The organism is Pseudodesulfovibrio thermohalotolerans (genome assembly GCF_021353295.2).
Taxonomy (GTDB): domain Bacteria; phylum Desulfobacterota; class Desulfovibrionia; order Desulfovibrionales; family Desulfovibrionaceae; genus Pseudodesulfovibrio; species Pseudodesulfovibrio thermohalotolerans.
In genome coordinates, this window is record NZ_CP120635.1 from 1,727,309 (window position 1) to 1,747,596 (window position 20,288).

A 20,288-nucleotide genomic window follows, 5' to 3' on the forward strand; every position below is an offset into this window, starting at 1 on the left:
CTTCGATCGGCGTCAGGCGCGCTTCTTGGGCTTGTACTGCATAAGGGCGTTGCCCGCGATGATGAAGGCAAGGCCCGCCACTGTGGCTGGGTGGATGGTTTCGCCCACCAGGAAATGGATGAAGACCAGGGACAGGAAGGGCGAGAGAAAAATGAGATTGGCCACGCGGGCGGTGCCGCCGCCGGTCGGCTTGGCTGCGTATTTCATGGCCGTGAGCCAGAGGGCGAAGGTGATGCCCATTTCGAAGAGGCCCACATAGGAGGCGGCCAGGATTTGGCCGGTTTCGAGGGACGGCAGTTCGGAAAAGAGCAGCGTGGCCGCCAGGATGAGGGGAAAGCCCGTCATGAAGCTGAGGAGCAGGCCGGCGATGGGGTCGGCTTTGCTCCTGGTGTTGAATATCCAGTAGACGGCCCAGATGACCGTGCTGCCCAGGGCCAGGCCCACGCCGGGCAGGCTGGAGAAGCTCATGGAGAACGGATCGCCGTGGGTGGAGATGACCACCACGCCGAGGTAGCTGAGAATGATCGCGCCCAAGTCCTTGAGGGAGAGCCTCTGGCCGAGCAAGGGCACGGACAGCAGCGACAGCGTCACGGCCCAGGTGTAGTTGATGGGCTGGGCCTCCTGGGCGGGCAGCAGGTCGTACGCCTTGAACAGGATGGTGTAGTAGAGGAACGGGTTGAGCGCGCCGAGCAGGGCGCAACGCATGGTCCCCCTGCGCCCCATCCGTCGGATTTCGCCAAGTTTTCCCTGAACGATCAGGATCAGCGCAAGGGCCGCGATGGAAATTGCGCAGGCGCAGAGCAGGAGTTGCAGCGGGTCCAGCCCGCGTAGGGCGATCTTGAAGGCCGAGGCCACGGTGGACCAGATGGTCACCGTGGCCAGGCCGAAGAGAAGGGCTTTCCTGTTGTCGGTCACGTGGGAATTAAACGATGACGTGCTTGCGGATGTGGCTGACCACTTCGTTTACGTCGTCCGTGACGATGAACAGTTCGAGGTCTTCGGCCTTGCAGAAGCCGTTGGACACCATCTGGTCTCTGAACCAGTCGATGAGACCCGCCCAGAACTCGGTGCCGAAGAGCACAATGGGGAACGGCTTGATGCGGTGGGTCTGGATGAGCACCAGCGCCTCGGACAGCTCGTCCAGGGTACCGTACCCGCCGGGCAGGGCCACGTAGGCCAGCGCGTATTTGATGAACATGAGCTTGCGGATGAAGAAGTAGCGAAATTCGCTTTTGACGTTCAGGAACTGGTTGCTTTTTTGTTCCATGGGCAGGTGGATATGCAGGCCGATGGATTCGCCGTCGTTCTCGAACGCGCCTTTGTTTCCGGCCTCCATGAGGCCGGGGCCGCCGCCGGTTATAACGGAAAATCCGGCCAGGGACAGGGCCTTGGACAGCTGTTCGGTCTTCTGGTAGAGCGGTTCGTCCGGTTTGACCCTGGCCGAGCCGAACACGGATACGGCCGGGCCGATCTCGGACAGGTTTTCGAAACCGTCGACAATTTCGGACATGATTTTGAAGAGCCGCCAAGACTCGTGAATGGACAAATCGTCGATGAGATATTGCTTGGAACGATGTATCATTGGTTCTCCTGTGTTTCCGTGGCAAGGTTGCCTGGATACGGTTTATAAGGCATGTAGTCCGGGCGGCGGATGCAGGTTTCCGCTGACTGCTTCATTACACTGATTTTGTCCCGTTCGGAAGGGCTATTACCTTGTGGCGGGATGGAATGCCAACACGAGGACAACGTATGAAAGTCACCTTCATGGGCGCTGCCCGTACCGTTAGCGGTTCTTGTTTCATCCTCGAATGCGGCGGCAAGCGCTTCGCCGTGGACTGTGGAATGCATCAGGGCAACCGCGAGATAGAAAAGCGCAACTGGAACATAGACGCGTACGGTCCCAAGAAGCTGGACTTCATATTGATAACCCACGCCCACATCGATCATACGGGGCTTTTACCCGCCCTGGTGGCCAAGGGGTATCGCAACCCCATCTACTGCACCGAGCCCACCCGCGATCTGCTGGAAATCATGCTTTTGGACTCAGCGCATATCCAGGAAATGGAGGCGGAGTGGGGCAACCGCAAACAGCGCCGGACGGGCGGAGACATGATAAATCCGCTCTATACCATCGCCGATGCGGAGCGGACCACGCCTTTGTTCGCGCCCATAGAATATTCCAAGACTTTCGAGCCCGCGCCCGGTATCAGGGTGACCTACAAGGACGCCGGGCATATCCTCGGTTCGGCCTTCATCGAGATCGAGTACGAGGAAGAAGGCAAGCTGACCAAGGTGGTCTTTTCCGGTGATCTCGGCAGGCCCGAGCAGCTTATCGTCAACAACCCCTCGGACATGGAGTGCGCCGACTACTTGTTCATGGAGTCCACCTACGGTAATCGCAACCATGTGGACGCGGAGGGCAGCCTGGACGAGCTGGCCGAGGCCATCGCCTACAGCTACGGCAACGGCGAAAAAGTGGTGATTCCCGCCTTTGCCGTGGAGCGGTCCCAGCAGATCATCTACTCCCTGTTCCTGCTTCGCAAACAGGGGAAGCTGCCTGCCGACATGCCCGTATATCTGGATAGCCCGTTGGCCATCAGGGCCACGGAGATTTTTCGCAAGCATCCGGAATATTACGACGAGGAGACGCAGAAATATATTGAGGCCGGGGAAAATCCTCTGGACCTGCCCAATCTGCACTTCACCCAGAGCCGCGAACAGTCCCAGGCCATCAACGAGTCCCAGGGCCCGGCCATCATCATCTCGGCCAGCGGCATGGCCAATGCGGGCCGCGTCAAGCACCACCTCAAGCACAACCTGTGGCGGCCCGGGGCCAGCGTGGTCTTCGTGGGCTGGCAGGGCGTGGGCACGCCGGGACGCAAGATCGTCAACGGGGCCGAAAAGATAACCATTTTCGGTGAAGAAGTCCTGGTCAAGGCCAAGGTCTTCACCATCAACGGCTTTTCGGGTCATGCCGGACAGGACGAACTCATGGACTGGCTCGGCACCATGCAGGGCAAGCCCATCAAGATTCTGCTCGTGCACGGCGAGGCCGAGGTCCAGAAGGAGTTCGCCAAGCTCATCAAGGAGAAGTTCGGTTTCACGGTGCATATTCCCGAATACATGGAAGTGCTTGAGCTTGAGCCGGGCAAGGATTTGCAACCCCTGGTGGACATGGACTTGGCGCGGCCGCGCGTGGATTGGAATTTCCTGCTGGCCGACTCCGAGAATCTTTACCGGGAGCTGCGCAACCGTATCCGGGACGTGGAGAAGCGTCCCTGGGTCGATCAGGCGGAGCTGCGCGACAAGCTTCTTGACATCAACCGAAATATTGTGGAGCTCGTCTCCGAGATGTAGCCGATGCGGATTATTGGTGGACAATACAAAGGGCGCAGGATTTTGACCTGCGAGGGACCAGGCTACCGGCCCGCCACCATGAAGGTGCGCGAATCGGTCTTTTCCATGCTCATGGCCAGGGGCGTCGACTTCAGCCATGCTCGGGTCATCGACATGTTTGCCGGGTCCGGCTCATTGGCGCTCGAATGCCTCAGTCGGGGCGCGTCAACGGCCTGGTTTGTGGAGAAGAGCCCCAAGGCCGCGGCCCTCATCCGTCGCAACTTGGCGGACCTCAAAGTTGATAAAAGGCATTTCAGAGTGGTCTGCAAGGACCTTTTCAATGTACTGTCCGGAAGTCCGGACCAGCCCTTCGACCTGGTCTTCATCGACCCGCCCTATGGCCGCGACCTCCTTGTTCCGGCTCTTGAGAAGGCGATTGAAAACGGCTGGATCGCGCAGGGAGCGTTGGTCCTGGCCGAGGTGGAGAACTCCGTCGAAGCCCCGCAGGACGGTCCTGTAGGGGATATGGAATTGTTAACCGACCGTGAATACGGTCAAACCAGGATTTTGATATGGCGAAAATGAACCCCAGGCTGGCCGTGTACCCCGGCACCTTCGATCCTTTGACCATGGGCCACGTGAGCTTGACCCGCCGGGGGCTGAATGTCTTCGATAATATTATTCTCGCTGTGGCGGAAAGCACGCCCAAGAAGACGCTGTTGACCGTGGGTGAGCGGGTGGCCCTCGCCAAGGACGTGTTTCGCAACGAGCCGAGGGTTTCGGTGGAGTCTTTTGACTGCCTGCTTATCGATTACGTGGAGGGCAGGGGCGCGGGGTCCATTATGCGCGGGCTGCGCGCGGTTTCCGATTTCGAATACGAGTTTCAGATGGCGCTCATGAACCGCAAGCTCAAGGGAGAGATCGAGACCGTGTTCATGATGACCGACTTCAAGTGGATGTATCTGAGTTCCACCATCGTCAAGGAAGTGGCCCAGTACGGCGGCGACATCCGCGGCCTGGTGCCCGGCCCGGTTGCCACGGCTCTGTCCGTCAAGTACGGCGTCAAGCCCCAGGACTGGGGACAAAACCACTACATATGAACCGCAAGCCTCCCATAGTCTGTCTGCTCGGGCCGACCGGCACGGGCAAGACCGCGGCGGCCATCGCCATTGCCGGACGTCTGCCCGCCGCCGTAATCAATTTCGATTCCCGCCAGGTGTATCGGGACTTCCCGATTATCACGGCTCAGCCCGATGAGAAGGAGCGTGGCGCTTGCCCGCACCTTCTTTACGGTTTCCTGCCGACGGAAGAAAAAATGAACGCGGCGCGGTTCGTGGAGCTGGCCGTGGACAAGATCGAGACGGTGCGCGGAGAGGGGCGGCTGCCCATTCTGGTGGGCGGCACGGGGCTCTATCTCCGCTCGCTCCTGTCCGGCATCGCGCCCATCCCGGAGATTCCGGCTGAAATTCGCCGGGAGGTCCTCGACCGCATTGCTGTGGAGGGACCGCAAGTCCTGCACGCCGAATTGACGCGCATCGACCCGGACTATGCGGCCAGGATTCACCCCAACGACACCCAGCGCAACGCCCGGGCCGCCGAGGTGTATCTGGCCACAGGCCGAACCATGACCTGGTGGCATACCGAGAGCGAGCATTCCCCGGCGCCCTACGACGCCCTCAAGGTGGGAATGCGTATCGCCCTGAACGACCTGGAGCCGCATCTGGCGAGACGTATCGACGTCATGCTTGAGCTGGGAGCGCTGGACGAGGCGCAGGCCGCTTTCGAGCGTTGTCCGGACCCGGACGCGCCGGGCTGGACCGGCATCGGTTGCGCCGAGCTTCTCGCCTTTTTGCGGGGCGGCTCCACCATGGTCCAGGCGCGCGAGCAGTGGGTGCGGAACACCAGGGCGTATGCCAAACGGCAGATTACCTGGTTCAACAAGGAAGAGGACATCCACTGGTTCGCGCCCGGCGACGGTGAGAGCGTTGCCGACCTTGTGGAATCGTGGCTGTCCGAACGGAGTTGATCAGCTTCCGGCAAGAACGGCCAGTTGCGTCGGGGTCATTGTCCAGTTCAGGGTCCCGGCGGCTTGGCCCGGCTCAAGGGCGATCTGCATGAGTCCGCCGTTTTCCACGCGGATATCCACCCCCTTGGCGGGCGACAGGATGGCCGAGGCCAGAAGGGCCAGGGAAGGCAGGTGGCCAGCGATGAAGATCGAGTCCAGCCCAACGTATTCATTGATGAATCTCAATGTTTCCGAGGTCTGGGCCATGGCTTTGACCGCGTCCGTGACAACGATGTGCGAGGGCGGGTAGCCGGTTTGTTCCGCCATGATTTCAGCGGTCTGGAAGGAGCGGAGTTTGGGGCTTGCCACCACCAGTTGGAAGCGCAGGCCGAGGATAGCCGCGGACCGGGCGGATTTCTCCACCTGTTCCCGGCCCACCGGGCTCAGGGGCTGGTTCGGGTTGACTTCCTTGGGAAGGCAGGCTCCGTGCTGCATGAGATGGATAAGCATGTCTGGCTCCGCTGTTTGGTTTCCGTATCCGGAACAGGCTAGCACCGGACCCGCCAGGCGGCAAGCGGCTTGCGGAAAACCGGCAAGCGCGATACATGGATAATGCCTTGGCCATTCCGGCCGCCCGAGGCCATGAACACTTCAGGACAGTTGCCAAATGCCGCTTCGTATATTTATTCCCATCCTATTGTCGTTTTTATTTCTTTCGCCGCCATCTCATGCCTTTGACGGGCTTGTGCAGCCTGTCGGGACCAATGGAACCATCGTCTGGGGAACCGGCGAGGTCGTCGTGGTGCGTGGCGTAGAGGGCGCGTCGTCGGACGAGTCCAACGCGACATTGTCGCCGTTGGCCCTGCGTACGGCCGTTACCCAGGCGCGCAAACAGCTTCTGGATATGGTCATGTCCGTGCGCATTGACGGCCGCCAGACCGTGCGGGCGTTTCTGTCCGGCGACAGCGATGCCGCCGCCCTGGTGCGCGGCATTATTCAGAACTCCCTGTATCGGGGGCCGGGGCCGTATGACGGGGCGGGCACTGTGCGCGTTTCCGAACGGCTTCGCGGTCAATTGGCCGAACTCATTTTGCCCACTACCATTCAGTTTCAGAGCGGCATTCCGCCCAGGCTCTCCACGGCGAGAGGACAGGATGCGGAGATGATCGGCGATGCGCCTGAAGCGGTCGGCGGCGGCACGCGCGGCTATACCGGCGTGGTCGTCGACGCGCGTGGACTTGGAATCACCCCGGCGCTGGCCCCGGTCATCTTCGGTCAGGACGGTTACGGAGCCTACGGTTATTTCGGCGTCAGCCGGAACAGCGTGGTGCAGAAGGGCATGGTCGCCTACTCGGTCAGCGACAACCCCAAGGTTCTGGCCGAGCGTGTCGGCGACAGGCCGCTGATGGTCCGGGGATTGAGCGCCTACGGCTCCTGGCGGACTGACGTGGTTATCGCGGCCGACGAAGCCCGGCTTGTCCGGGCAGTGACCAAGGCCGGTCCCGTCGCGGACGGATGCAGGGTGGTCATTCTGGTGGACCGTCCGGATAATACCCGGGAGAGCGGGGATGCGGCTCAGGCCGCCAAGGGAGATGGTGATGCGTAGGTTGTTGTTTGTTTTTTCTGTTGCTTGCTGTCTGCTGATCGCATGGTCCGCGGCTTTTGCGGGACAGGTGCAGGTATTTGAACCCGCTGCGGAGGGCGTGTCCCAACCCGAGTTGCGCGAAAAGGCACGCTCGCAGGGGTTTGCCCAGGCCGTGCTCGACGAGGCTGATGTCATGCTTTCGGGCAAGCTCTCCAAGGAGCGCACCGTTCTGTTCAGGGAGTACCTCACGGGACACGCCGAACCGTTCATCCAGGGCTACAAGGTCGTCTCCTTCCAGGATTTTCCGGAAGGACTGAGCCTGACCATGGACGTGCGGGTGGATCGGCGGACCCTGCGCAACAGCCTCGGCTCCATGGGGTTCTTCGCCACCCTGTCCCAGCCCCAGCCCGCCACAGTGGTCTGGCCCGGCGACCTCACCGACGAGGAGTTGCTGGCCCTGCATCATCTCATTTCTCTGACCGGCATAGCTCCCGTCGAGGGAGCCTCTCCGGTATTCACCCTGGAGCGGGGGGACGAGAAGGGAATCTATCGGTGCCGTCTCTCTTACGACGGCGAGGAATGGCTGGCCGTCAACGGCGATATGGCACAGGCTTGGTTCACCCTCTGGCCGAGGTTCTTCAACCGTCCCGTGGCCAAGGCCGCGCGGGCGGGCGGCGAATCCCTGACCGTTTCCGGCTGGTTTTCCGCAGACGGCGTGCTGGAATTCGACCGCGTGCTGCACGGCTGGGACGCTGCCGTGCAAAACGCGCAGCTTGTGGAGATGGACATGCAGCCTTCCGGAGCCGGAGCTACCTGGACCCTCTCCGTGGTTAATCGCAAGCGTTTGGAAACACAGCTCAACGCCTTTTTGCCTCAGCGCGGCTTGAGCTTCCATCTGACCGACGAAAGCAGGGATTAGCCTGGAAAGGGGAAGGGCATCGTGTCGCGTGACGCCATTTGGACGGTCCCGAATATCCTGACCGTCGTTCGCATATTGTTGACGCCGCTTTTCGTCGTGGCCTACGTGGGCGAGAATTTCAATCTCGCCTGGATGTTGTTCGCCGTGGCCGGTCTGACCGACGCCTTTGACGGCTTCCTGGCCCGGATATGGGACCAGCGCACGCAACTGGGGGCCGTTCTGGATCCCCTGGCCGACAAGGCGTTGCTGGTGACTTCCTTCATCTGTCTGGCGGTCAAGGGGTGGATTCCCTTCTGGTTTGCCGTCCTGGTGGTCAGCCGCGATCTGATTATCGTCGGCGGTCTGGCCGTGCTCGCCTTCCTCGGCGTGGACGTCAAGGAGCGCATCAAGCCTATCTGGATCAGCAAGTTCAACACGGCCGCCCAGATTATTTTTGTCGTGTCGGTAATGATCCACCGCACCTTCAAGCTGGACTACGGCTTCATTATCAACACCCTGCTGACCGTTACCGCCATTTCCACCGTTTTCTCCGGCATCGCCTATGTCCGTCGCGGATTCAAAATCTTTTCCGAAGAGGGCGAAGTCTGACGAGTGGGCTGGCTATTGGGGGAAGGAAAGAGGGAGCGCGTTTGCGCTTCCTTTTTTTATGTGTTGCGCGACTCCATATACGAGAGGGACTGGCACAGCACGATATGATTCCCGCGTTTGCCCAAGTGGTTTTACGCGGTTGGCAGTGCGGCAAGATGTTTCGGAAGAAATGAGGGAAAGGCCGGGGAATGCAAAAAAGGCCCGGCTGCGTTGGCGGCCGGGCCTGAAAGACTTAGTGCGACGGGCAGCGTTTAGCTGTCCTTTTTCTCTTCTTCGGAGGGGGTGGATTTGGGGGTTACGTCGATTTCGTCAGGCTCGCTGGTGGCCTTTTTGAAGTTGCTGATGGCCTTGCCGATGCCGCCACCGATCTCCGGCAGTTTCTTGGCGCCGAAAATGACCAGGACAATAACGAGAATAATCAAGAGTTCCCAAACGCCGAATCCGCCAATCATATATAGCCTCCAATTGCGTGAATGACTTCGCGATTATTTGTGTTAGGGCTATACACCCGCCACTTTGCCCAGTCAAGGACGGCGGATCATTTCCCCTGATGCGGGTTGGCCTCGTTCCGGCCGGGAAAAGGGCGGTTTGACTTTACAATTGAATGCTCGGGCCTTACATCATCCCAATTGGCACAGGAAGACCGGCCGGTCACGGCTCCGACGATTTCGCACGCACTGAAGCAAGGGTACGGATGAGTAAAATTTCCCGGTTGCCGGGTACGGACTGTCGGCATCACCTCAATGGCCGCTGCCTCTACGAGGAGTGGCTCAATCCCGGATACACGAAGTCATGGCGCTGCCAGGTCACGGCCCGGTGGGAGTCTTCCTTCGACGACTTTTTGCGGCGCGCCGAGTTTTTCGGCGTGGCCGAGGACGCTGCCCCCGACCTTTGGGGACGCCAGTTCCAGCGAATGGCCCGCGAAACGTTCCACTGCGGGATGTACAAGTACAGGCCGGGCGCGCCCGTGCCGGGTTGCGGCCATCATCTGGACGGGGTCTGCGTCATGGGGCTGCCCCGATGTAGCGGGCGGTGCCGCCATTATAGCCTGAACACCGACGAACAGAGCTAAGGAGATTGCGTATCATGCTGTTGGCTTTTCCCTACATGCATCCCGAACTGTGGTCGGGCGACGACCTCGACGGGTTGACCTTTTTCGATCCCGGCCTGACCGACGAGCCCGATCATCACGCCTTTCGGCCTGGAGGACTGCCCCTTGATCCGAAGACCGCGCGGTCGCTCATCAAGGACTGCATCAATTTCGGAGAGCAGTTCAAGGACCCCGGCGAGATGGCCTATTTCGGAGCCATGACAGCCGACGACTTCTACGAAGGCTCCTCCATGTCCATCCAGGCCCAGTTGACCCGCCAGTTCGATGACGGACAAGGCTCGAAACAGGAACGTGAAGAGCGCGAGGCCCGTTCCAAGGCCCAGTTCGTGCTGCTTTTGGCCTGGTCCTTCGAAGAGCGCATTCTGGAATTGGTCAGCCTGGAAGAGGGCGTCAAGGACAGTTGGGACGACATGGACCGGACCATCGGCGTGGACGAGGAGGACAGCCTGGGCGAGCGGGAGACCGCTCTGGGCGAGACCTTGAGCCATACCGGGGGCGCGTCCGACGGCCAGGAAGTCCAATTGCCCTGGCAGAGGGTGATCGAGGCGTTGCCCGCTTTCATCCCCGAGGACACCGAACTGGTCTGCGCCGACCCCGAGATATTCGAGGTGTGGGAAGAGTTCGGCATCGCCTTCGAGGAAAGGGAGGACGGACTCTTGCGGGCCACGGCTCCGGCCTGGCGGTTTGGCTGCCGACGCGGCGAGCCCAAAGGAATGCCCGTGGCCATGAAAGAACTGACTGTCGCAATCCTCAAATAGATTTCGGAGTGATACATGGCGATAGCCAATCTGTTGATGAACCCCTGCCTGATCGAGGGCGTCAAGACCGTTGTTTTCGACAACGACGGCGTGCTGATCGATTCCTACGAGGCCAACATGGTCTATTACGGCACCATCCGGCGTGAGTTGGGGCTGCCGCCCATGACCGATGCCGAGAGGTATTACGTTCACTCGCGCACCCACGACGAGGCCGTGCGCCATATCGTTCCCGCAGACAAGCTGGAGCGGGCCTTTCAGGTCGGGGCGACTATGGATCAGGCGTCATTGGCCCCGTACTTCAAGCGTTCGGAGGGCATCCGCGAGTTCTTGTGCTGGCTGCGTTCCGCCGGGTTCGGCCTGGCCGTGAACACCAGCCGGGGCACATCCATGGATCTGGTCCTTAAGCTTACGGATTTGGAGGGTTTTTTTCATCCGATCATCACCTCCTGCAAGGTGAGCAAGCCCAAGCCGCATCCCGAGGGGTTGTATCGGATCATGCGCGAACATGGTGTGCGGCCGGACGAGGTCGCCTACATCGGCGACTCCGTGGTGGACCAGCGGGCCGCGCAGGCGGCCGGGGTGCGTTTTTGGGCATATCGTGACCAGGCTCTTGAGGCCGATGTGCACATTGAGGATTTCTGGGCCATCCGGGCGGCGATGCAACGCTGCTATAAAGGGTGCGCTCCCGCGTTTTAGGACTTGATTCTTGCATTCCCGTATGCGAAATTACCAACATTGATACTAATCACCGGTGCTTGGCACCGCGTCGTTTGGAGGCCTCATGGACTTGATTGTCCAAGCAATTGCTACCGTTCTCGATATCGTTCTCTCTGCCTATTTCTGGGTCGTCATCATTTCCGCGCTCCTGTCTTGGGTGAATCCGGACCCGTACAACCCTGTTGTGCGATTCTTGCGCGGCGTGACCGAACCTGTTTTCTACAAGATTCGCAGTTGGATTCCGTTCGCCGTTGTAGGCGGTTTCGATCTCTCTCCCATCGTGGTGCTGCTGGCCATCAAGGTCTGCCAGATCGTGGTGGTGGGGAACCTCATGCGATTGGCCTATTCCATGGGCTCCGGGATGTCCATGTAGCCCTTTGACCAAGGAGGACTGTGGTGACGGTTTCCAAGATCGATTTGCTCAACAAACAGTTCTCGCGGGGCCTGTTCGGCTATTCGCGCGCGGAGGTCGACCAGTTCATGCTTGAACTGGCCGAAGTTCTGGGCGATGCGGCCGACATGCAGAAGGCCATGCGCAAGAAGATCAAGCGGCTGGAAAAGTCCCTCAAGGAATACCGTCAGCGCGACGAGACCCTGCGCGACACGCTCATGTCCACCCAGAAGATGGTCGACGACCTCAAGGTCGCGGCCGGACGCGAGGCCCGGCTCATTTTGGACGAGGCGCGCGCCAAGGCGGACGAGACCGTACGCAAGGGGCATAATCGTCTGGCTCATATCCATGAGGAAATTGAATCCCTGAAGCGGACTCGCACCCAGTTCGAGGTTCAGCTCAAGGGAATGCTCAATGCGCATCTTGAAATGCTTGAGCGCAGCGATCCTGAACGGGACAAGGTCGAGGAGATCGAGTCCAAGCTCAAGTACCTGAAGAAGGTCGAATAGGGAGAAGCGTATTTCCAGGCCGGAGTTCGTTTCAAGGCGGGAGTCGGGGTGGTCCCTCGACGTGTGGGCCCAGCCGGGCGCCAGAAAGGACGAGATTGCCGGCGTGTACCAGGGGTGCCTGAAGGTTCGCCTCAGGGCACCGGCGGTGGACAACAAGGCCAACAAGGGGTTGGTCGCGTTTATCGCCAGGTTGTTGCGGTTGAAAAAAAGTCAGGTGGAGATCGCCTCCGGCCACTCCAGCCGGAAAAAGCACCTGGCACTTAATATTGCGGGAGAGCCGGACTGGGGAAGTCTTCTTCCAGGCGAGTCACCGCGTTAACCTGTAAAAAGGAGCAACACATGGAAGCCAATGACCTTGAACTCATTGAGAAGTACGGGGCCGAAGATTCGCAACTCAAGGCTCTGTGGGATCAACATATCAACTACGAAAAAATGCTGGATAAGCTTGAGTCCAAGGCCTACCTTTCTCCTACGGAATTGCAGGAAGTGAAGGAACTTAAGAAGAAGAAGCTGGCGGGTAAGACGACCCTGTTGGCATTGCTCGACAAATATCGCAAGTTGGAGGCATAGCCGATGAAGTTAACCGGGGCCCAGATTCTGCTGAAGTGTCTGGAAGAGGAAGGTGTTGATGTCATGTTTGGTTTCCCCGGGGGAGCCGTAATCGACATATATGACGAGATTCCCAATTCGTCCGTGGAGCATATTCTAGTGCGCCACGAGCAGGGCGCCATTCATGCCGCCGACGGATATGCCCGCGCCACTGGCCGGGTAGGGGTATGCCTAGTCACCTCCGGCCCCGGCGCGACCAATACTGTAACCGGAATTGCCACGGCATACGCCGATTCCATTCCGGTCGTCATTTTTACCGGTCAGGTGCCCCGGGCCCTGATCGGCAATGACGCGTTCCAGGAAGTGGACATCGTCGGGATCACCCGGCCCTGCACAAAACACAATTATCTGGTTCAGGACATCAAGGATCTGGCCCGGACCGTCAAGCAGGCCTTCTATCTGGCCCGCTCCGGACGTCCCGGCCCGGTGCTGGTGGACCTGCCCAAGGACATACAGCAGCAGGTGACCGAGTTCGAATACCCGGACAGCGTGTCCATGCGCAGCTACAAGCCGACCCGGAAGCCGCATATCGGCCAGATCCGCAAGGTGGTCAAGTTGCTCAAGAAGGCCAAGCGGCCGCTGATCTATTCCGGCGGCGGCGTGATAACCTCCGGCTCCCACGAAGACCTCACTTGGCTGGGACAGACACTTCGTATCCCGGTGACGTCCACCCTCATGGGGCTGGGCGCGTTCCCCGGCGACGATGAGCTCTTTCTCGGTATGCTCGGTATGCACGGCACCTATGCGGCCAACATGGCCGTGAACAACTGCGACCTGCTCCTGGCCGTTGGTGCTCGCTTCGACGACCGCGTTACCGGCAAGGTGGACACCTTCGCGCCGAACGCGACCATCGTGCATATCGATGTCGATCCGACCTCCATTCAGAAAAACGTCTCGGTCCATGTGCCTTTGGTGGCGGACTGCAAGCCCGCTCTGGCTTCCCTTAAGGCAGAGACCGAGGGGACGCTTGACGAATTCGACTGGGCCGCCGACCACAAGCCCTGGGTGGAAATGGTACAGGGCTGGGCCAAGGAGCATCCACTGACCTACAAGGATGACTCCGAAAACATCAAGCCGCAGTTCGTGGTCGAAAAGATTTATGAAATAACCAAGGGCGACGCCATCATCGCCACGGAAGTGGGCCAGAACCAGATGTGGGCGGCCCAGTTCTACAAGTACGCCCGGCCCAACACGCTGTTGACCTCCGGTGGCCTCGGCACCATGGGATACGGTTTTCCGGCGGCCTTGGGCGCTCAGCGGGCCTTTCCCGACAAGCTGGTCCTCGACATCGCGGGTGACGGCTCCATACAGATGTGTATCCAGGAAATGATGACCGCCGTGTGCAACAAGCTGCCGGTCAAGATCATCATTCTCAACAACGGCTATCTCGGCATGGTTCGGCAGTGGCAGGAGCTCTTCTACGACAAGAATTACTGCGCCACCTGTATGGATGCGCAGCCCGACTTCGTCAAGCTGGCCGAGGCCTATGGCGCCGCAGGCTACCGCGTGACCGAAAAGAAGGACGTCGAGAAGACCTTGCGCGAGGCCTTCGCGGTGGACAAGCCGGTCATTGTGGACATCCGCGTGGAAAAGGAAGAAAACGTCTACCCCATGGTCCCGGCCGGAGCGTCGCTGACCGAGATGCTGCTGGTTTAGGAGGCCGTGATGAGCAAACACACACTTTCCGTGATGGTTGAAAACGAGCCGGGCGTCCTGTCCCGCGTGGCCGGACTTTTTTCCGGACGCGGCTTCAACATCTATTCCTTGAATGTCGCCCCCACCCTGGAGAAGGGGGTTTCCCTCATGACCATCGTGGCCGAGGGCGATGACGGCATCGTCGAGCAGATCGTCAAACAACTGCGAAAATTGGTCCCGACCATTAAAGTGAAGGATCTTACTGAACTGCAGTCCGTCGAGCGCGAGATGGTCCTGCTCAAGGTCAATGCCGAGGATTCAAAACGGGCCGAGATCCTGCGTATTGTTGACATCTTCAGGTGCAAGGTTGTAGACGTGAGCGTCGACGAACTGACCATAGAGGTCACGGGAGACCAGGGAAAGATCGGTGCGATCATTAACCTGCTCAACCGTTTCGGTATCAAGGAAATCGCCCGCACCGGCAACGTCGCAATGCGACGCTCCATGCAGATCGAGCTATAATTTGCAATCAGGCGAGTCACCGGGCCAGGAGTTCGCTCCTTGCCCGGTCTTTTGCATGTTTATATAATTCAAGCTGTTGCGCCCTCAACGGGGGCAAATAATATCGAGGAGAAACTCCCATGAAAGTGTATTACGAGAAAGATGCGGACTTGAGCCTTCTGAAAGACAAAACCGTAGCCGTCGTGGGCTACGGCAGCCAGGGTCATGCCCATGCGCAGAACCTGCGCGACTCCGGCGTAAATGTCATCGTTGCCCAGCGTCCCGGTGGCCCGAACTACGATCTGGCCAAGGAGCACGGCTTCGAGCCCATGTCCGTTGCCGACGCCGCCAAGCAGGCCGACATGATTATGATCCTGCTGCCCGACCAGTATCAGGCCGAGGTCTTCAAGAAGGATATTCTCCCGTATCTCGAAGAAGGCAACATCATCGCCTTCGGTCATGGCTTCAACGTCCATTATCAGCAGATCACTCCGCCCAAGGGCGTGGATTGCGTCATGATCGCCCCCAAGGGACCGGGTCATCTGGTTCGCCGCACCTACACCGAGGGCGGCGGCGTGCCGTGCCTGGTGGCCGTGGCTGCCGATGCTTCCGGCAACGCCACTGAAATCGCTCTGGCCTACGCCAAGGGCATCGGCGGCGCTCGTTCCGGCGTCATCAAGACCACCTTCAAGGAAGAGACCGAAACCGACCTGTTCGGCGAGCAGGCCGTTCTTTGCGGCGGTCTGACCGCTCTGTGCAAGGCCGGATTCGACACCCTGGTCGAGGCCGGTTACCAGCCCGAGATGGCCTACTTCGAATGCATGCATGAGCTCAAGCTCATCATCGACCTCATGTACGAGGGCGGTCTGGCCAACATGCGTTATTCGATCTCCGACACCGCCGAGTACGGCGACTACGTCACCGGCCCGCGCATCATCACGGACGAGACCCGCGAGGAAATGCGCCGCGTGCTGAAGGACATTCAGTCCGGCAAGTTCGCCCGCGACTTCATCCTGGACAACCAGGCCGGTCAGGTGGGCCTCAAGACCATGCGCCGCATCGAAGCCGAAACCGAGCTTGAAGAAGTCGGTGGCCGCCTGCGCAAAATGATGAGCTGGCTCAAGAAATAGCGCTCTTTCGTTTGTGACATAATAAAGGCTCCCGCACGGAAGTGCGGGGGCCTTTTCTTATGCGGCCCCATGTCAAGGACTCCCTATTTACTCGATTTCCCTATTTCTTAGGCCAGACTCCACCCTCACCATAACGGCTATTGGTTTGTATTCCTTTTCTTATTCGTGCTCTACGGCACCAAGTACCTATTCGGTACGTAAATCAGTTTAAGATCGCCATTTCTATTTTCGTGGTCTACGCCACCAAAGCCCCGCCGCGATCTTTGTTCACGACTGCGTTACAGGTAAGCTGAGCTTCCACAAAAGCGCGGCCAATTTACGAGCAAGCGCAGCTATTGCTTTTTGTGCCACACCATGTCGGCTATAAATTCGGTTGTAGAACTCCCTGGCCCACTCATCTCGCTGCTTCCACACCCAAGCTGCTTCAATCAGTAAACTTCGTAATCGCTTTTGACCGACCGGGCGAAGTGTTGCCTTACCCTTGCTGCCTCCACTTTGCCGCATCACTGGCGCAAGGCCCAGGTAAGCTGTCACCTCTTCGCTGCGATTGAAACGTTCCGGGCGGTAAACCTCTGCCGCAAAAGTCGTGGCCACGACTTCGCCAACGCCGGGAACGGACCTCATGGCGGCAATACGTCTTGCCTCGTCTTGTTCCCGGATGCTTATTCGCAAACGCTGATCCACTTTGCGTTGTGCACAAGCGAAGTACTCCAGTTCATCGAGCAAGCTTTCAAGAGTCTCTTTTGCCCCCGAAGGAAGTTCCACCTGATGAAGTGTGAGTATGGCAGCCTTGCTCCAATGGTCCAGATCGGCAGGCTCCTGCGCTCCAAGATAAAGAAGAAGTGAACGAATCCGTTGTTTAGCTCGACGAAGAGAGTCGGTGAGCTGATGCCTTCGACGCTCAAGAGCACGGAAGGCTTCAGCTTCAACGGAAGGAATGGCGATTGGTCTGATCAGGCCGGAGGCTGCCAGTTCGGCCAGTTTGCGGCAGTCCAGGCTGTCGGTCTTGTTGGTAGCGGTGATGGGGCGCGGGATTCGGCTTGGCGCAGCAACGACAACCGTAACACCTTCTGCTTCGAGGCTCCTGGCCAACTCAAAGCCAGTCGGTCCAGATTCATAGCAAACCGCGCCAACCTCAACAGGTAATGACATGACAAGCCGGGTGAGTGCTGTTGCATCAGCCGGACAAGTCCAGTCCTTCACGGCACCATCAGGTCTGAGCAAAGCCACGCTGAAACTCAGCTTATGGACGTCCACTCCTATCCATACCTTCTCGCCGGAAAACGCTTCAACAAACCGATGAACAGATGATACTTTGAGCTTTGCCATGTCGGCCTCCCTTGGTTTTGGGGTTCACTGGTACTGTTACCAGCAAAACTTGGGAGTGCCGACATGGTATTTCTTTTGTCCGGCCAGGTGCTCTTTCAATCTTCACGGTCAGTTGGCGAATCCAAAGAAAGAGGGTGGCGGGCATCGCCGGAAATCGCGCCCAATGGGCCTGGAACCTCTGTTTGTTACATTGTTTCCGACTGCGTTTTTTTCGCTTGACGCAGTGGATAATCGCTTTTAGAGGACGCTCTCCATTTTTCTTTGAGGGGTGAAAAACATGTCTTTGGATGTCCTGTTTCTCGGGGGGCTCGTCTTCCTTGCCGAAGTGCTGGTGCTGACCATCGGCACGGTTCGCACCATGGTCACCGTGCTGGGGGAATCCAGGGCGGCGTTTTATCTTGGTTGCCTGGAGATGACCCTGTGGGTGTTCGGGACTTCGGCCGTCATGCTTAAGGTCGGTGACGAGCCGATCTTGGGCGTATGCTACGCCGTCGGGTTCGCTTGCGGCAACGTGGTGGGCATCATGGCCGAGAAAAAGCTGGCTCTGGGCAATGTGGTCGTGCGTCTCATCAGCGCGGGTGGAGGGGCGGAGATCGCCCATGCGGTTCGCCGGGCCGGTTTCATGATTACCACGGTGGCCGGAGAAGGCTGCCATGGGGCGGTCTCGGTTCAGTTCGTGGTCTGCAAGCGCAAGGACATGAAGCGGGTATTGGCCGAGGCGCGCAGGATCGACCCCGATTTATTCTATACCTTCGAGACCGCGGGCGGCGCCAGCGAGGTGCCGAGTCCGACAGCTAGCCGCATGGACAGGTTCCTGCGGCCCATCCGTCGTCTGGTTCCCCAGTTCTGATCCTCGGTTACGCGACGCGGGCCGCATTACCGTTATGGCGGTGCAGGGCAGCTCCGAGCGCGCCCATGTGGTCTGGGTTGTCCGGAATGAGGATGTCCCGTCCGATTTCGCCATTTACGGCTTGGGCGAGCAGCCTGAGCACACAGGGGTTGTTTGCCACGCCTCCGGTGAAGACCATGGGAAATTTGAGCCCCACCCGGCGGAGCATGTTGGCGGTGCGCTTGACGATGGCCTTGTGCAGGCCAAGCGCGATGGCTTCGGGGCTTTCACCGCGAGCCATGAGCGAGGTAGCCTCGGTTTCGGCGAAGACCGTGCAGATGGAGCTTATTTCGGGTGGATTTTCCCCTTTGAGGGCGTAGGGCCCGAACTCCTCCACCGGAATCTGGAAGACCCCGGCCGTGTATTCCAGGAATTTGCCCGTCCCGGCCGCGCATCGATCGTTCATCTCGAATTTCAGCACCCGGCCATCCACCAGGGACATGGCCTTTGTGTCCTGTCCGCCTATGTCGAGCACGGTACCCGCTTCGGGAAAGAGGTGCGCCGCGCCCAAGGCATGGGCCTTGATCTCGGTGATGGTCGAGCATTCACAATCCAGGGCCAGCCGCTGGATGAGATTGCGCCCGTAGCCGGTCCCGACCAAGGAGGCGGGGCGCAATCCATCCAGTAGTCTGGAACATTGATCCAGGGGGGAGAAGGTAGTGGGGAGTTTCCTCGACAACACCACCTCACCGCCGATCAGGCCGACCAGCTCAATGGAGCGCGACCCGATGTCCAATCCCAATATCATGCAAGGGTCTCCACGAACGCCTCCACGCGCGTCTTGAGCTGTTCCACGTCTTCCATGGAGTAATCCGTTTCGATGGAAAGCATGGGAATCCCCGCGGCCTGCAACGCCTTGTCTACCTTGAGGGCTTCGTGGGTGTAGGGCTGGCAGAAGAGCAGGCTGTAATGGATGACGCCGTCCGCATTCAGCCTTTTGGCCAGGTCCTCGATGTTGTCCAGGCGCTCGTCGTTGGGGGTGAAGCAGGCACAGTCGATCTTCATGTATCGGTCGGCAATGGCGTCGATCATCGCTTCCAGGGTTTCGCCCGATTCGTCCACCAGATCCCGTGAATTGCGGGTGCCGATGCAGGATTCCTCTCCAACGATGACCGCGCCCGAGCTTTCCACCACGTAGGGAAGCTTCCAGTTGGGTACGGCCATGGGACAGCCGGAAAGCAGGAGCCTGGGCGTGTCGGCCGGAGCCACGCCGCCGCCCGCCGCAATGCGTTCCTCCAGCTCGTCGCACAGTTCGTTGATCTTTGCCGTGAATCGGACCGGGTCGTCGTAGAAGCTGATTTGATTTACCAGCAGGGCGTCGCGTCCGGAAATGGGGGCGGGGGAGGCCGCGCGCAGGGCCGTGAGCCGTTGCAGGGCGCGCCGTTTGCCGTTGGCGATCAGGATGCCTTCCTTGAGCTTCTCGGCGGTGATGGTGCACCCGGTCATTTCCTCGACAGCCTTCATGTAGCGGACGACCTCGGCTTTCCAGAGGTCGCGGGCCGCCGTCGATTTGGTCTGCGGCACTTCCATCACATAGGTTGGCGCGATCTCGTTGAACGCCTCGTAGGCCTTTTTCTTGCCGTCGCAGGTGGTCTCGCCGACGATCATGTCCGAGGATTCGATGTAGGGGCACAGTTTGGCCATTTTGAAGCCGATGAACGATTTGATGAGGGCGCAGGTGTTGCGCGGTACGAGCTGCTCGGCCAGATCGCTGCCCGCTTCGGCCCCGGCGCAAAGTCCCACGTGAATGGCGTCTGCGGCCAAGGTTATTTCTTCCGGTACGAATACGCAGAAGGAGCCGATTACCTTGCGTCCCTCCGCCTTGGCGTCCTGAAGCTCGCGGATGCGCAGTCCATGTACCTCGGAGAGAACGAAATCAAGATACTCCGCCCCTGTCAACCTGTTCTCCTGGGACAGGAAAATGTCGCCGTAGAATTTGCCGAGTACTTCGAGGAGGCCGTCGTGGGCTTCCAGGTCCATATTCAGTTTTTCCCACATTGCGTGGTGGCCGGTATCTGACATGACCGTCTCCATTGGCTGGATGTTGATTTTTGGGGTGACTAGCTATTGAGAAGGTAAATTTATTACAGTGTAATTTTCTATCGATAGAAAGATAGTTGCGACAGAAAAACATACTGTACAAAGATTTGGCACCATTATTTTCAATAAACAACAGAATTATGGTTTCTTTCTAACTGGATGAATTAGCTGGGAAATTGTTTTCGCAGTGGTATTCTTGAGATGTTTTTGAATTTTATCTGAAAAATTAAATTTGT

Annotated in this window: 25 protein-coding genes; 18 read left to right on the forward strand and 7 right to left on the reverse strand. The window is 59.0% G+C overall.

All coding sequences use genetic code 11. The features are described from left to right. Positions 1 to 12: 12 nt before the first annotated feature. Positions 13 to 915: a DMT family transporter gene (locus LF599_RS08105; RefSeq protein WP_279522938.1), complete on the reverse strand. Its 903-nt coding sequence runs from the start codon at positions 913 to 915 to the stop codon at positions 13 to 15. A 7-nt stretch (positions 916 to 922) separates the two neighbouring features. After that, positions 923 to 1,579 (reverse strand): LOG family protein, encoded by a 657-nt coding sequence (locus tag LF599_RS08110; protein ID WP_279523091.1) that lies wholly within the window; start codon positions 1,577 to 1,579, stop codon positions 923 to 925. Positions 1,580 to 1,749: 170 nt separating this feature from the next. Here LF599_RS08110 and LF599_RS08115 point away from each other — a divergent pair, with 170 nt between their 5' ends. Genes LF599_RS08115 through miaA form a run of 4 tightly spaced genes read left to right on the forward strand, consistent with a single transcriptional unit; the run spans position 1,750 to position 5,362 of the window. After that, a complete protein-coding gene (locus LF599_RS08115) occupies positions 1,750 to 3,357 on the forward strand; it encodes an MBL fold metallo-hydrolase (protein WP_279522939.1) in 1,608 nt (535 codons plus the stop codon). 3 nt (positions 3,358 to 3,360) lie between these two features. Further along, on the forward strand, positions 3,361 to 3,921 hold the full coding sequence (rsmD, locus tag LF599_RS08120) for a 16S rRNA (guanine(966)-N(2))-methyltransferase RsmD (protein ID WP_269943183.1): 561 nt from the start codon (positions 3,361 to 3,363) through the stop codon (positions 3,919 to 3,921). Then, entirely contained in the window at positions 3,909 to 4,436 is a 528-nt protein-coding gene (coaD, locus tag LF599_RS08125) for a pantetheine-phosphate adenylyltransferase (protein ID WP_269943184.1), read from the forward strand. The genes rsmD and coaD overlap by 13 nt, the downstream gene beginning before the upstream one ends. Continuing rightward, the gene (gene miaA / locus LF599_RS08130) at positions 4,433 to 5,362 is read left to right on the forward strand and encodes a tRNA (adenosine(37)-N6)-dimethylallyltransferase MiaA (RefSeq protein WP_279522940.1); all 930 of its coding nucleotides are present in this window, start codon (positions 4,433 to 4,435) and stop codon (positions 5,360 to 5,362) included. Before coaD ends, miaA begins: the two co-directional genes overlap by 4 nt. Here the strand turns inward: miaA and LF599_RS08135 are convergent, their stop codons facing one another. Next, complete coding sequence (locus LF599_RS08135; RefSeq protein WP_269943185.1) at positions 5,363 to 5,851, reverse strand: SixA phosphatase family protein; 489 nt, start codon at positions 5,849 to 5,851, stop codon at positions 5,363 to 5,365. It lies immediately after the preceding gene. Between the two features lie 235 nt (positions 5,852 to 6,086). Here LF599_RS08135 and LF599_RS08140 point away from each other — a divergent pair, with 235 nt between their 5' ends. Genes LF599_RS08140 through pgsA form a run of 3 tightly spaced genes read left to right on the forward strand, consistent with a single transcriptional unit; the run spans position 6,087 to position 8,433 of the window. Beyond that, complete coding sequence (locus LF599_RS08140; protein ID WP_269943186.1) at positions 6,087 to 6,947, forward strand: hypothetical protein; 861 nt, start codon at positions 6,087 to 6,089, stop codon at positions 6,945 to 6,947. Continuing rightward, positions 6,940 to 7,845: a hypothetical protein gene (locus tag LF599_RS08145; protein WP_279522941.1), complete on the forward strand. Its 906-nt coding sequence runs from the start codon at positions 6,940 to 6,942 to the stop codon at positions 7,843 to 7,845. The genes LF599_RS08140 and LF599_RS08145 overlap by 8 nt, the downstream gene beginning before the upstream one ends. A gap of 21 nt (positions 7,846 to 7,866) precedes the next feature. Then, on the forward strand, positions 7,867 to 8,433 hold the full coding sequence (gene pgsA, locus LF599_RS08150) for a CDP-diacylglycerol--glycerol-3-phosphate 3-phosphatidyltransferase (protein WP_269943188.1): 567 nt from the start codon (positions 7,867 to 7,869) through the stop codon (positions 8,431 to 8,433). A 251-nt stretch (positions 8,434 to 8,684) separates the two neighbouring features. Here pgsA and LF599_RS08155 read toward each other — a convergent pair whose 3' ends face one another. After that, complete coding sequence (locus LF599_RS08155; RefSeq protein ID WP_279522942.1) at positions 8,685 to 8,885, reverse strand: twin-arginine translocase TatA/TatE family subunit; 201 nt, start codon at positions 8,883 to 8,885, stop codon at positions 8,685 to 8,687. Positions 8,886 to 9,127: 242 nt separating this feature from the next. On the opposite strand from LF599_RS08155, the gene LF599_RS08160 reads away from it, so the two are divergent. The 10 genes from LF599_RS08160 to ilvC all read left to right on the forward strand — a co-directional run bounded on the left by LF599_RS08160 (position 9,128) and on the right by ilvC (position 15,794). Then, entirely contained in the window at positions 9,128 to 9,505 is a 378-nt protein-coding gene (locus LF599_RS08160; RefSeq protein ID WP_279522943.1) for a hypothetical protein, read from the forward strand. Positions 9,506 to 9,519: 14 nt separating this feature from the next. Continuing rightward, the gene (locus LF599_RS08165; RefSeq protein WP_279522944.1) at positions 9,520 to 10,302 is read left to right on the forward strand and encodes a hypothetical protein; all 783 of its coding nucleotides are present in this window, start codon (positions 9,520 to 9,522) and stop codon (positions 10,300 to 10,302) included. Positions 10,303 to 10,317: 15 nt separating this feature from the next. Continuing rightward, on the forward strand, positions 10,318 to 10,998 hold the full coding sequence (locus LF599_RS08170) for an HAD family hydrolase (protein ID WP_279522945.1): 681 nt from the start codon (positions 10,318 to 10,320) through the stop codon (positions 10,996 to 10,998). 85 nt (positions 10,999 to 11,083) lie between these two features. Next, a complete protein-coding gene (locus tag LF599_RS08175; protein ID WP_269943193.1) occupies positions 11,084 to 11,392 on the forward strand; it encodes a YggT family protein in 309 nt (102 codons plus the stop codon). A 23-nt stretch (positions 11,393 to 11,415) separates the two neighbouring features. Next, positions 11,416 to 11,919: a DivIVA domain-containing protein gene (locus LF599_RS08180; protein WP_269943326.1), complete on the forward strand. Its 504-nt coding sequence runs from the start codon at positions 11,416 to 11,418 to the stop codon at positions 11,917 to 11,919. Positions 11,920 to 11,980: 61 nt separating this feature from the next. Beyond that, a complete protein-coding gene (locus LF599_RS08185) occupies positions 11,981 to 12,238 on the forward strand; it encodes a DUF167 domain-containing protein (protein WP_319023437.1) in 258 nt (85 codons plus the stop codon). Positions 12,239 to 12,258: 20 nt separating this feature from the next. Then, positions 12,259 to 12,489, forward strand: coding sequence for a DUF465 domain-containing protein (locus LF599_RS08190; RefSeq protein ID WP_269943194.1), 231 nt, complete (start codon positions 12,259 to 12,261; stop codon positions 12,487 to 12,489). A gap of 3 nt (positions 12,490 to 12,492) precedes the next feature. Next, entirely contained in the window at positions 12,493 to 14,184 is a 1,692-nt protein-coding gene (gene ilvB / locus LF599_RS08195) for a biosynthetic-type acetolactate synthase large subunit (protein ID WP_279522946.1), read from the forward strand. A 9-nt stretch (positions 14,185 to 14,193) separates the two neighbouring features. Next, complete coding sequence (gene ilvN / locus LF599_RS08200; RefSeq protein WP_279522947.1) at positions 14,194 to 14,685, forward strand: acetolactate synthase small subunit; 492 nt, start codon at positions 14,194 to 14,196, stop codon at positions 14,683 to 14,685. Between the two features lie 119 nt (positions 14,686 to 14,804). Next, positions 14,805 to 15,794 carry a ketol-acid reductoisomerase gene (gene ilvC / locus LF599_RS08205; RefSeq protein ID WP_269943195.1) on the forward strand — a complete coding sequence of 330 codons (990 nt, stop codon included), beginning with the start codon at positions 14,805 to 14,807 and terminating at the stop codon, positions 15,792 to 15,794. Between the two features lie 267 nt (positions 15,795 to 16,061). Here the strand turns inward: ilvC and LF599_RS08210 are convergent, their stop codons facing one another. Then, positions 16,062 to 17,123, reverse strand: a complete 1,062-nt coding sequence (locus LF599_RS08210) for an IS110 family RNA-guided transposase (protein ID WP_269942321.1) — start codon at positions 17,121 to 17,123, stop codon at positions 16,062 to 16,064. A gap of 277 nt (positions 17,124 to 17,400) precedes the next feature. On the opposite strand from LF599_RS08210, the gene LF599_RS08215 reads away from it, so the two are divergent. Continuing rightward, positions 17,401 to 17,973: a DUF2179 domain-containing protein gene (locus tag LF599_RS08215; RefSeq protein WP_279522948.1), complete on the forward strand. Its 573-nt coding sequence runs from the start codon at positions 17,401 to 17,403 to the stop codon at positions 17,971 to 17,973. Between the two features lie 7 nt (positions 17,974 to 17,980). On the opposite strand, the gene LF599_RS08220 is transcribed toward LF599_RS08215, so the two are convergent. After that, a complete protein-coding gene (locus LF599_RS08220) occupies positions 17,981 to 18,760 on the reverse strand; it encodes an acyl-CoA dehydratase activase (protein WP_279522949.1) in 780 nt (259 codons plus the stop codon). Then, on the reverse strand, positions 18,757 to 20,034 hold the full coding sequence (locus tag LF599_RS08225; protein WP_279522950.1) for a double-cubane-cluster-containing anaerobic reductase: 1,278 nt from the start codon (positions 20,032 to 20,034) through the stop codon (positions 18,757 to 18,759). The genes LF599_RS08220 and LF599_RS08225 overlap by 4 nt, the downstream gene beginning before the upstream one ends. Positions 20,035 to 20,288 lie beyond the last annotated feature (254 nt).